An 11370-nucleotide genomic window follows, 5' to 3' on the forward strand; every position below is an offset into this window, starting at 1 on the left:
CTGCCCTGTCCCGCCCTGCGCCCGGCGCCTGCGCTCAGCGCGCCGCGGCCTGCTGGGCGACGCGGATCTGGCGGGCGCGGGTCAGCACTGCGTCCTCCAGCGTCGACGCCGTCTCCGGACCGACCGCGCTGTCGCGCCAGTCCGACCCGGCGCGCTGCTGCTTGAACACCGACACCCGCACGCCGTCGGCGCGGAGCTGGCGGTCCATGATGTACAGGTTGACCTTGAAGCGCTCGTTCGGGGTGTCCGGCGGGGTGTACCAGTCGGTCAGGATGACGCCGCCGAACGGGTCGGCCGAGACGATCGGCATGAAGGACAGCGTGTCCAGCGAGGCGCGCCACAGGAAGCTGTTGACGCCGATGCCGTTGGGGTCGCCCTGCTCGGCGCCGTTGCGCTTGTTCTTGCCGAACAGGCTGAAGCCGCCGTCGGTGCCGAGAAGGCTGCCGAACTTGTATTCCTTCTTGATCTGCTCATCGACGGTTTCCGTCTGGCCGCCCCAGCTGGAGCAACCGGCCACGGCGAGCGACGCCGCGAGCACGACGGGGGCAAGGCGAAGGACACGGGAACGGCGCATGGTCGGAACCTGGATCAATAAATTCGGGGTACCGCGCACGATACCGCGGCGGATGGGGCTGAAAAGACCATAAAAGCCCGGCCGCGGCAACAGGCGATGCGGGGCCCAGCCTGTGCCTTTGCTGTGTCCGCGCCTGGGAGCGGAACCCGCTGCACGGGTCGGTGTGCGCCGCGGAATTGCGACGGCGGTGCACAATCAAGGTGTGTTCCGTCGGACACACTGTTCCTTCATTGCTGCAACTTTGCGATTTCCGGCTTGCTGGCGTCCCTGCATCTGCGTACCACAGAGCCAGCCAGGACGTTAACCGGGCTGAAAATTCTGCTGCCAGGATGGAGGCAACAATCATGAACCGTTATCTGCTCGCGGGCTGCGCCGCTGCCGCTCTGGCTCTGGGTGCCGGCGCTGCCAACGCTCAGGCCAAGTTTGAAGTCAAGGTCGGCGGCGACGCCTACTTCGAAGGCGGCTACGTCAACGAAGACCGCGACCAGGGCGTCCGTTCGGTTGACTTCCGCAACCGCTTCCGCGTCATCGTGACCCCGACCGCCAAGGCCGACAACGGTCTGGAGTACGGCGGCCGCATCCGTATGCGTGCCAACTCGGGCGCCAGCAACAACCGCACGATGGACGCCGACCGCGGCTACATCTTTGCGCAGGGCGCGTTCGGTCAGGTCCAGATGGGCGTGACCAACTCCTTCAACGACGCCACCTACGTCACGGCCCCGCAGGACTACCTGCCGCTGGCCATCTATGACGGCGTCACCGCCTGGATCGGCCAGACCTCCGACATCGCCGGCGGCCTGGGCGGTCTGAACGGCTCGATCCTGAACCAGTCGCTGGTCGTCGAGAACAACGCGACCAAGATCGTGTACTTCTCGCCGCGCTTCGCCGGCCTGCAGGTGGGCGCCAGCTACACCCCGCGCAACGACGACTCGCACGCCTCCGTCAACCGCGCCGACCTGACCCCGGTCGCCGCTGCTGGCCGCGGCTTCTCGACCACGTTCGAGGACATGGTCGAAGTCGGCGCCAACTACAGCAACACCTTCGGTGGTGTCGCTCTGAAGGCGAGCGCTGGCTACTACTGGGGCAACGCCGCTGGCGCCTCCACGCCGGCCACCAGCGTCGAGGACCTGAACGCCTGGCAGGTTGGCGCCCAGGTTGGCTACGCCGGCTTCTCGCTCGGCGGTTCGTACACCGACTTCGGTGAGTCGGGCCAGATCCAGACCGCTGGTTCGGACAACGAGAAGAGCCGCCTCTGGGTTGTCGGCGCTCAGTACACCGCCGGCCCGATCGTCGTCGGCGCCAACTACAAGAACGGCAAGGACGCCGGCAGCCTCTACACCCCGGGCAGCCGCAAGCTCGAAGTCTACGAGTTCGGCGCCGGCTACACCGTCGCTCCGGGCCTGACCCTGCAGGCTCAGTACGACTACTTCAAGGCCGACAGCGACCTGAGCACGGCCGCTGCGGACCTGGACAACGACGGTCACGTCGTCCTGCTCCGTACGGTCCTGGCGTTCTAATCTGCGGTCACCCGTGGATGGAGAAGGGCGGTGGCTTCGGCCACCGCCCTTTTTCTTTGTGCCTTCCTCGTGTTGATCGCGCTGCGCCTTTTCCGTGCGCTTTCGCCTTCCGGTTCGCCGTCCACCATGGCGCCTGTGGGTGCGTAAAGTTTGTTCATCGCGCCCAAAATCTGGACAAGCGATGTGCTATATTTACGGCATACGGGAAAAACTTTTATTCATCAGATACTTATAACTGTGTCGGAATGGCAACTGTGTTACAGTTGCACCGATATCCCTATGAAATCGCTCTTGCCGGGTAGGCGAACGGGTGGCTTAGTAATTGATGGGAAGCACAACCGCACGGCTCCAGTCTCCTTGGGGGCCTGCTAGAAGGATGGACCATCAATGAAGCGTTCTCTTGTTACGGGCTGCGCAGCCGTTGCGATCATCGCCTGCAGTGGCATGGCTTCCGCCCAGACCAAGTTCGAGGTCAAGATCGGCGGCGACGCTTTCTTCCAGGGCGCCTATGTCGAGCAGGACCGTGACGAAGGCACCCGCTCCACGGAGTTCGCCAACCGCTTCCGCGTGATCGTCACGCCGGTCGCCACGGCCGACAACGGCCTGGAATACGGCGGCCGCGTCCGCATGCGCGCCGCCAACGGCGCCGGCAACGTCCGCACGATGGACGCCGACCGCGCCTTCATCTTCGTGAACAGCGGCTTCGGCACCCTGCAGGCCGGCACGATCAACGGCCTGTCGGACGAGTTCGGCATCATCGGCCCGAACGTCGAAGGCATCGCCGGCGGTCCGGACAACAACACGGTGGAGTTCCTCACCGGTTCGCAGACCTACTCGCTGCTGCCGACCACCACCAACAACTTCCGCGCCTTCGCCTCGGGCGACGTCGGCACCAAGGTCATCTACCTGACCCCGACCATCGCCGGCTTCCAGGGCGGCGTCTCCTACACGCCGCGCACGGGCGACTCGCACACCTCGATCAACCGCCGCCAGGACAATGGCGGCTTCCAGGACGTCGTCGAGGCCGGCGCCACCTACACCAACGAGTTCGGCGGCTTCAGCGTCGCGGCCAGCGCCTTCTACCAGTTCGGCGATGCGGTCGATGACGGGGTCGGCGCCGCGGCCACCCGCTTCGAGAAGCTCAGCTCGGTCCACGCCGGCCTGAACGTCGGCTACGGCGACTTCAAGATCGGCGGCAGCTACGCCTACAGCGGCGACAGCGGCTACGACAAGTCGCTGACCGTGAAGGAGAAGCAGGACATCTGGATCGTCGGCGCCCAGTATGCCGCCGGCCCGTTCATCCTGGCCGCCAACTACTCGCAGTCGCGCTCCAACGGCACCAGCCCGAACACCGGCTTCGTGGCCCCGGTAAAGGCCGAGCTGTATCAGGCCGGCGTGACCTACACCATCGCGCCCGGCCTGACGACGGGCCTGGAGTACAGCTACCTCGACCTCGACTCGAAGATGACGACGGTGGACAACGGCGGCATCAACCCCGACGACCGCGCGCACATCATCATGATCGACACCCGCCTGGCCTTCTGATCGGCCTTGCGGCAGGTCTGACGGAAACGGCGGCGGATACCCATCCGCCGCCGTTTTCCTTTGATCGCTGGTTCTTACTTCTTGGTCGCTTGAGCCGCTTCGGTCTCGCAGAGCAGCAGGATTGCGGCGTCCTCCATCGGGGTCCAGACGGCCAGCAGGCGCTGCTTGGCCTTCTCCGCCGTGTAGGCGGTGGTTCCCGGATCGCGGATCGTCCGGACCTTCACCTCACCCATCTTCCAGCCGGCCTTGCGGAAACCGCCCAGTGTGGATTCCAGGATCTGGTCGCGGCGGGCGTCGTCGTCCTTCTTGAACTCCCAGCCGTAGCTTTCCAGCTTGGTGCAGCGCCGGTTGATGTCGGCGGCGGCGGCACCCATGAACTCCTTGTAGGTGCCGTCGTCCTGCAGTGGGAAGGGCTGTTCGGCGAAGGGCACCTGAGCGAGGGCCGATCCCGCGACGGTTTTCGGGACCTCCTTCCCGGCTGCTTCCTTGCTGGGGGCGGGCTTGCCGCCATTCTGGTTCCCGGTGCTTTGGGCAAGGGCGCTGCCGGCCGTGAACGGCGCGGCCCCCAGAATCAGCGCCGACAGGATCAGGGGACGCATCCAACCACGCATGCCGTGTTCTCCTCGGGGTGCTTGCGTTTCGTCGGCCCGTCCGTTACCACGCCCTCCGGTCCCTGTACAGGCAGGCGCCGCAGAAGGGGCCGCACAAGGAGGAGGGCCGGCATGTCCGCTTCGCACACCGATACACCGCCCGGCACGCCGGACGGCACCGTCACGGCCCGGCTGGAAACCGTCCGCCGCTCCATCCTGGAGGGCTGCGCCGCCAGCGGGCGCGCTCCCGACGCGGTGACGCTGGTCGCCGTCTCCAAAACCCACCCGGTCGAGGCGGTGGAGGAGGCCCTGGCCGCCGGCCAGCGCGTCTTCGGTGAGAACCGCGTGCAGGAGGCCAAGGCGAAGTTCCCCGCGCTGCGCGAGCGCTTCCCGGACCTGGAACTGCACCTGATCGGCCCGCTCCAGACCAACAAGGTCAAGGACGCGGTGGCCCTGTTCGACGTGATCCAGACGGTGGACCGGCCCAAGCTGGCCGAGGCGCTCGCCGAGGAGATGGCGCGCAGCGGGCGCCGTCCGCGTTGCCTGATCGAGGTCAACACCGGCGAGGAGCCGCAGAAGGCCGGCATTCCCCCGGCGGAGCTGGACGCCTTCCTGGCCGCCTGCCGCGACACCTGGAACCTGCCGGTGACCGGCCTGATGTGCATCCCGCCGGTGGACGAGGAGCCGGCGATGCATTTCGCCCTGCTCGCCGACATGGCGCGCCGCGCCGGCCTGCCCGAGGTCAGCATGGGGATGAGCGGCGATTACGAGACGGCGATCCGCTTCGGCGCCACCCATGTGCGGGTCGGCACGGCGATCTTCGGGGCGCGCCCCACCCCCGCCGCCGGTTAACCCTTTTACGCCGCCGGATCCGCCACGGTCAGCACGGTGCCCGGCGCGCAATCCTTGAGAAGCCGCAGCAGGTCCGGCAGGGGCAGCGCGACGCAGCCCGCCGTGGGCGCCCGGTCGGGCCGCGCCACATGCATGAACACGGCGCTGCCCAGGCCCGGCACCACTGGGTCGTCGTTGTGCCCCATCACCACGATGACGTCGTAGACATGGTCGTCCCGCCACAGCTCCTCGTGGCTGGCGGCGTAGGGGCGCTTGACCGGGCGGTTGTAGGCGGGATCGGCAGAGTCGTCGCACCAGCCGTCGTCGGGCGCGATGGCCGACGCCGGCAGGCCCGTCTCCGGCCGCTCCAGGCGGTCGGGGCGCCACAGCACGCGGCGCAGCGCGAAGCGGCCGACCGGAGTGGCGCCGTCGCCCTCCCGCTTGTCGGAGCGGATGCCGCCGCGGCCCAGCACGCAGCGGAACGACCCGCCGGGCCAGTCGAGGCGGCCTTCGGACGGCGGGTCCTCAAGACGAACCGTGATCTCCATCGTCCCTTCCCTCACCCAAATCCCGGGATCATCCTGCTCAGCCCGACACCCGCAGGCTGGGCGCCTGGGTCTGTGCGGCCCGCCGGCCCTGCTCGTATTTGGCCAGATTGCGCATCATCGTCTCAGACAGCATGTCCGGTGTCACGGGTGCGAAGGCGTTGCTGTTGGCGGCCGTCGGGGACGTGTTCGCCGGGGCGGCGTTCGCCTGCGCGGCGGCGTTGGTCGGCGCTGCCGCGGCTCCGGTTCCGGCCGCGGCGTCCGGTTGGGCCGCGGACGCCTGGGCTTCCGCGGCCTTCCGGGCTCCGGAAGGGGCCGCCGTCGCGGCGAAACCGATGGTGGAGGGATGCGGCTTGGCGGCGTATTTGGCCATCAGGCTGTTCGCCAGCGGGGTGTCGCGCGCCGGCATGCGCGAGGGGTGCGGCGTGTCCGCCAAGCCGTCGCGCCCCGAGCCGGTCACCGCCGCCCCTACACCATGCGACGGTGCCGTGGACCGCTTGGCGTCCGGCAGTTCCGCCGTGACGGTGCGGGCCGGCTGGGCGTCCACCGCCGCAGCGGCCATGGCCGGCGCCGACGTGCCGGCAGCGGAGTCCGGCAGGGCGGCGACGGCACTGGTGCCGGCGGTGCCGGCGGGCGGATGGCCGGCGGCAGTGTTTCCGTCGAAGCCGAGCGACGCCATGATCTGCTCGCCGATGTCCTTTCCCTGGGCCTGTTCCACCACCGCGTTGGCGATGGACGCCATGCCGCCCAGCGGGCCGCCGAACAGGATGCCGCCGATGACCTTGGACGACGGCTTGATCGTGTCGCCGGTGATCTCGCGGTAGATGGTGTTGACGAGGGGGATGTGCTGAAGCGGGTTGATGATGTCGAGGAAGTCGCCGAAGGACATCTCGGCCTCGGCCTCGTACCGGTCGGGGCTGTCCCGGCTTTCCATCACCGTGAGGGGCGTCGTCGTTTGGGTCGGCGACCGCTCGCGCTGCACCGGCCGTGAAGCGGCTGTGGCGTCGATGGTGGTGGCGTCGATGGCCATGGGCGGTCTCCCGTCGCGGTGTCCAGCCCTGTCCTAAGCAACCGGCGTGCCAGTTCTCTGGGCTGAAATCCCGCCCCATCGGGCGCTGTCAGGCTCGGATGCGACCCGCGACCCGGCAAGAGCTGCCGGGCAGGAGGCGTTTCCTGCACCCCGAAGATTCGATTCTCAGAACATGTGCCCGCTGCGCTCCGCCTTGGTGCGCAGATAGCCTTCGTTGTGGCCGTTGGCCGGGAAGATGTGGGGAACGCGCTCGACCACCTCGATCCCGCAACGGGCGAGCTGGCGCAGCTTCTCCGGGTTGTTGGTCATCAGCCGCACGGCGGTGAAGCCCAGCTGCCGCAGCATTTCCGCCGCCGGCAGATAGACCCGCTCGTCGGCCTCGAAACCCAGGATCTCGTTGGCGTCCACCGTGTCGAAGCCGCGGTCCTGGATGCGGTAGGCGCGCAGCTTGTTGACGAGGCCGATCCCCCGCCCCTCCTGCGCCAGATAAAGCAGGACGCCGCTGCCGTGCCGGGCGATCTCCGCGATGGCGCCACGGAGCTGCTGGCCGCAGTCGCAGCGCAAGCTGCCCAGCAGGTCGCCGGTAAAGCATTCCGAATGCAGGCGGGCCAGCACCGGCTCGCCCGCCACCGGGTTGCCGACGATGATCGCCAGATGCTCCGGCCCGCCGTCGATGGGGCGGAAGGCGGCGATGCTGGTGTTCTCGGCGCCGGACAGCGGGACGCGGGCCTCGGCCACCCGGCGCAGCGTGCGCACCACATGGACGCGGTAGTCGGCGATGTCGCGGGCGCGGACCAGCAGCAGGTCGTGCTCCGCCGCCCATTCCGCGGCGCTGCCCGTTTGTCCGGTGGCCGGGGCGACGATGGCCGCCGGCAGCAGCCGCGCCAGCCGGGCGAGGTCAACCGCCGCGGTCTCGCGCGATCCGGGGTCCATGGCCGTGGCGGTCAGCCCCTCCGGCATCGCTCCGTCCGGGCGGTGTTCCGGGTCGGCCAGCGCGTGGGCCTCGTCCGCGGTCAGGCAGCGGGGAAGCGACAGGGCGACGACGCCCGTCCCCTCCCCCATCAGTTTCAGCACCGTGGCGCGGCGGCGGGTGACCGCCAGGACCGGCGCGGCGCCGGTCAGCTGCACCAGCCGCTGCACGGCGTCGATCGCCACGGATTCCACCGACACCGCGGCGCCGACGCTGCCGTCGGCGGTCTCGATGGCGACGGCCTCGCCCCGGCGCAGGGCGGCCGTGGCCCGGTCCACCGCGCGCATGGCGGCTTCGTCCATGGGCAGGACGGCTTCGGGCGGGGCGGAGTCGGAAGGGGCGTCGGCGTACATAACGGAGGCTTCGCGTGCTGCGCCCCGAAGGGCGAAAATCCCGACATGGGTCGGAGAGCGCCGGAAGCAAAGCGCAGGTGGCGCACCCCTGTCCAGCAAATCCCGCGCGCCACACCGTTGCCGGCGGCGCAACGATGGCGCAAACCGCCGCCGGCGCGGGAGAAACCGGGTTGCGCCATGCCCAGGTCCTTCCGATAAGTCTAGGGCAATCCCCCGCGGGCCATGATAAGTTCCGCGCCCGGAGCCACCGGTGAACGCCCCCGAATGACGCTTGCGAAACGCATCCTTCTGATCGACGACGACACCGCCCTCCGGCAGTCCCTCGCCGAACAGCTCCAGCTTCTGGAGGAATTCGAGACGGTGGAGGCCGGGGACGGCGCCTCGGCCCTGGCCGTGGCGCGCGAGGGCGGTTTCGCCGCCATCCTGCTCGACGTCGGGTTGCCGGACATGGACGGGCGCGACCTCTGCCGCCTGCTGCGGCGCGAGGGGGTGCGCTGCCCGGTCATCATGCTGACCGCGGCGGCCTCCGACGCCGACACCATCCTGGGGCTCGATTCCGGGGCCAGCGACTATGTCACCAAGCCCTTCCGCATGGGGGTCCTGCTGGCCCGGCTGCGCGCCCAGCTCCGCGTCCACGAGCAGAGCGAGGACGCCGTCTTCGCCATCGGCCCCTACAGCTTCCGCCCGGCGGGCAAGCTGCTCCTGGCCGACGGCGGCGCCCGCAAGATCCGCCTGACCGAGAAGGAAACGGCGATCCTGAAATACCTGTACCGGGCCGGCGGTGCCGTGATCGGGCGGGAGACGCTGCTGGGCGAGGTGTGGGGCTACAACGCCGGGGTCACCACCCACACGCTGGAAACCCACGTCTACCGCCTGCGCCAGAAGATCGAGCGCGATCCGTCCAACGCCGAGATCCTGGTGACGGAGCCCGGCGGCTACCGGCTGGTGCCCTGATCCCCGGTTCACCGATCCCCGGCCCGCCGCCGCGTGGAACCATCTTCCTGCTTGCCCATTGAAAAGATTGATTTCCGCGCCGCTCCGGCGCGGACCCCCGTTGGGCAAGGAGATGACGTCTTGGTAGCCATCGTCGATCACGGCAGACCGGCAAGGGCCATCCATCCCTTGCACGCGGTGCTGCTCGCCGCCTCCCTTCCGCTGTTCCTGGGCGGCCTGCTCTGCGACATCGCCTATTCCAGGAGCTTCGAGATCCAGTGGAGCAACTTCGCCGCCTGGCTGATCGCCGGCGGCATGGTTTTCGCGGGCTTCTCGCTTCTCTGGGCCTTCATCGACCTGTTCCGCGCCGGCCGGCGCCGTGGCCGTGGCCTCCCCTACTTCGTGCTACTGGTCATCACGGTCGCGCTTGGCCTCGTCAACGCCTTCGTGCACGCGCGGGACGCTTGGGGAACCATGCCGGAGGGCCTGATCCTGTCGGCGGCCGTCACGCTGACCGCCCTTCTGGCGACCTGGTTCGGCTTCTCCAGCTTCCGCATGGGCCTGCGCATGGGAGACACGCGATGACACGCTCCAGCCTGCTGGCCGCCGCCGCGCTCGTCGCCCTGCTGACCGCCTGCGACGACGGCAACACCCCATCGCAGCCGGTCTATGGCGCCAACCCGCCGCTGCCGGAGCAGCAGCGCGGCCTGCTGCCCAGCATGAACATCGCCAAGCCCGCCAATTGGGGGGATCGGAAGCCGACCGTGCCAGAGGGCTTCACCGTCACGGCGATTGCCACCGACCTCGGGATCCCGCGCCAGACCCTCGTCCTTCCCAACGGCGACATCCTGGTCGCCGAAGGCCGGGGCGGCTCGGCCCCGCCGCTGCGGCCCAAGGACATCATCGCGGGCGTCATCAAGTCCAAGGGAACGACTTCGGTCCCCAGCGGCAACCGCATCACCCTGCTGCGCGACGCCGACGGCGACGGCCGCTACGAGGAGCGCACGGTCTTCGCCGACCAGCTGAACGCCCCCTACGGGCTGGCCTTCGTGAACGGCCAGATCTACGTCGCGAACCAGGACGCGCTGGTGCGCTTCCCCTACCGCGACGGCCAGACCCGCGCCGAGGGGCCGCCGGAGAAGGTCACCGACCTGCCCGCCTACATCAACCATCACTGGACCAAGTCGCTGGCCGCCAGCCCGGACGGGCGCTTCCTCTATGTCGGCATCGGCTCCAACAGCAACATCACCGAACGCGGGATGCCCGCCGAGGCCGACCGCGCGATGGTCTGGGAGATCGACGCGCAGACCGGCGCGCACCGGCCCTACGCCACCGGCCTGCGCAACCCCACAGCGCTGGCCATCCAGCCGGGGACCGGCACGCTGTGGGCGGTGGTCAACGAGCGCGACGAGCTCGGCCCCAACCTCGTCCCCGACTACCTGACCTCGGTCCGCGAGGGCGGCTTCTACGGCTGGCCCTACAGCTACTGGGGGCAGAACGTCGATCCGCGCGCCCAGCCGCAGAAGCCGGAGCTGGTCGCCGCGGCGATCAAGCCGGACTACGCCCTGGGCTCGCACGTCGCGGCCCTCGGCGTCGCCTTCTCCTCGCCGGTGATGGGCGAGCGCTTCGCCGACGGCGTGTTCGTCGGCGAGCATGGCAGCTGGAACCGCAGCGTGCCCAGCGGTTACAAGGTGATCTTCGTCCCCTTCCGCGACGGTGCCCCCGCTGGCGATCCGGTCGAGGTCGTGACCGGCTTCATGGGCGAGGACGGCAACACCTACGGCCGGCCGGTCGGCGTCACGGTGGATCCGAAGGGCGCCCTGATCGTCGCCGACGACCTGTCGAACACGGTCTGGCGCGTTGCGGTGACCGATCGCTCGCCCACGGCGCAGGCTCCGGCCGAAGCGCCGGCCGACATGGGCAGCGCGACGTCCGGCGGGAACGGATCGTCCAATTGATGCAGGAAGGCTGTGTCAGGACCGCTTGCCGGGCGGTCCCGACCGGTCGGAGATGATGACGGCGACCGGATAGCCCATCCAGCGCTGGCGCTTGCCCTCCAGCGCCGCTCCGCCGCGCGCCGGACGACCGCCGCCCCATAGGCCGCGGCCGCGCGGCACGACGGGCAACAGGCGGATCTTCCGCCCGACGATGGCCAGCCGGCGGCGCCAGTGGGCGACCAGCTTGGGCGAGGTGCCGACCCGCCGCGCGATCTCATGGTCGGCCAGCAGGGCGCTGCCGGGGTCCTGCAGCAGATCGAGGATGGCGCGGCGCTTGTCCAGGCTGGTGTGACGGCTGTGCTTGCGCTCCAGCGCCTTGCCGAGATCCCAGAGCTTTTCGGCGGTTTCGCGGGCGAGGCCGCGCCAGCGGTCGGCCTCCTCGCGCTGGCGCTCCATGTCGCCGTTGCTCTTCTCAAGCTGCCGCTTCAGACCGGCGACCTCCAGTTCCAGGTCGCGCACCTGTCGGCGCAGCCCCTGGACGAGCT

Annotated in this window: 12 protein-coding genes; 6 read left to right on the top strand and 6 right to left on the bottom strand. The window is 69.2% G+C overall.

Annotated elements, in window-relative coordinates:
• Positions 1-34: 34 nt before the first annotated feature.
• Positions 35-574, bottom strand: coding sequence for a DUF3576 domain-containing protein (locus tag GBZ26_RS02335; RefSeq protein WP_038531557.1), 540 nt, complete (start codon positions 572-574; stop codon positions 35-37).
• A gap of 329 nt (positions 575-903) precedes the next feature.
• On the opposite strand from GBZ26_RS02335, the gene GBZ26_RS02340 reads away from it, so the two are divergent.
• Both GBZ26_RS02340 and GBZ26_RS02345 read left to right on the top strand, forming a co-directional pair.
• Entirely contained in the window at positions 904-2091 is a 1188-nt protein-coding gene (locus tag GBZ26_RS02340) for a porin (RefSeq protein WP_247884749.1), read from the top strand.
• 387 nt (positions 2092-2478) lie between these two features.
• Positions 2479-3636, top strand: a complete 1158-nt coding sequence (locus GBZ26_RS02345; protein WP_174437421.1) for a porin — start codon at positions 2479-2481, stop codon at positions 3634-3636.
• 74 nt (positions 3637-3710) lie between these two features.
• On the opposite strand, the gene GBZ26_RS02350 is transcribed toward GBZ26_RS02345, so the two are convergent.
• A complete protein-coding gene (locus GBZ26_RS02350) occupies positions 3711-4247 on the bottom strand; it encodes a hypothetical protein (RefSeq protein WP_174437422.1) in 537 nt (178 codons plus the stop codon).
• Between the two features lie 111 nt (positions 4248-4358).
• Between GBZ26_RS02350 and GBZ26_RS02355 the strand changes: the two genes are divergently transcribed.
• On the top strand, positions 4359-5078 hold the full coding sequence (locus tag GBZ26_RS02355) for a YggS family pyridoxal phosphate-dependent enzyme (RefSeq protein WP_174437423.1): 720 nt from the start codon (positions 4359-4361) through the stop codon (positions 5076-5078).
• A 5-nt stretch (positions 5079-5083) separates the two neighbouring features.
• On the opposite strand, the gene GBZ26_RS02360 is transcribed toward GBZ26_RS02355, so the two are convergent.
• The 3 genes from GBZ26_RS02360 to ribA form a co-directional block, all read right to left on the bottom strand.
• On the bottom strand, positions 5084-5605 hold the full coding sequence (locus tag GBZ26_RS02360; protein WP_174437424.1) for a L,D-transpeptidase family protein: 522 nt from the start codon (positions 5603-5605) through the stop codon (positions 5084-5086).
• Positions 5606-5642: 37 nt separating this feature from the next.
• Entirely contained in the window at positions 5643-6632 is a 990-nt protein-coding gene (locus tag GBZ26_RS02365; RefSeq protein ID WP_174437425.1) for a hypothetical protein, read from the bottom strand.
• 165 nt (positions 6633-6797) lie between these two features.
• Positions 6798-7955 carry a GTP cyclohydrolase II gene (gene ribA, locus GBZ26_RS02370; RefSeq protein ID WP_174437426.1) on the bottom strand — a complete coding sequence of 386 codons (1158 nt, stop codon included), beginning with the start codon at positions 7953-7955 and terminating at the stop codon, positions 6798-6800.
• Between the two features lie 264 nt (positions 7956-8219).
• On the opposite strand from ribA, the gene GBZ26_RS02375 reads away from it, so the two are divergent.
• The 3 genes from GBZ26_RS02375 to GBZ26_RS02385 all read left to right on the top strand — a co-directional run bounded on the left by GBZ26_RS02375 (position 8220) and on the right by GBZ26_RS02385 (position 10846).
• On the top strand, positions 8220-8909 hold the full coding sequence (locus tag GBZ26_RS02375) for a response regulator transcription factor (protein WP_109069931.1): 690 nt from the start codon (positions 8220-8222) through the stop codon (positions 8907-8909).
• A 120-nt stretch (positions 8910-9029) separates the two neighbouring features.
• Entirely contained in the window at positions 9030-9473 is a 444-nt protein-coding gene (locus tag GBZ26_RS02380) for a DUF2231 domain-containing protein (protein WP_211104539.1), read from the top strand.
• Complete coding sequence (locus GBZ26_RS02385; protein WP_174437427.1) at positions 9470-10846, top strand: PQQ-dependent sugar dehydrogenase; 1377 nt, start codon at positions 9470-9472, stop codon at positions 10844-10846. Before GBZ26_RS02380 ends, GBZ26_RS02385 begins: the two co-directional genes overlap by 4 nt.
• 15 nt (positions 10847-10861) lie before the next feature.
• Here GBZ26_RS02385 and GBZ26_RS02390 read toward each other — a convergent pair.
• The coding region (locus GBZ26_RS02390; protein ID WP_174437428.1) for a hypothetical protein at positions 10862-11370 on the bottom strand (509 nt) is incomplete at its 5' end.

Origin of the sequence: Azospirillum formosense (assembly GCF_013340925.1) — a bacterium.
Lineage (GTDB): Bacteria > Pseudomonadota > Alphaproteobacteria > Azospirillales > Azospirillaceae > Azospirillum > Azospirillum formosense.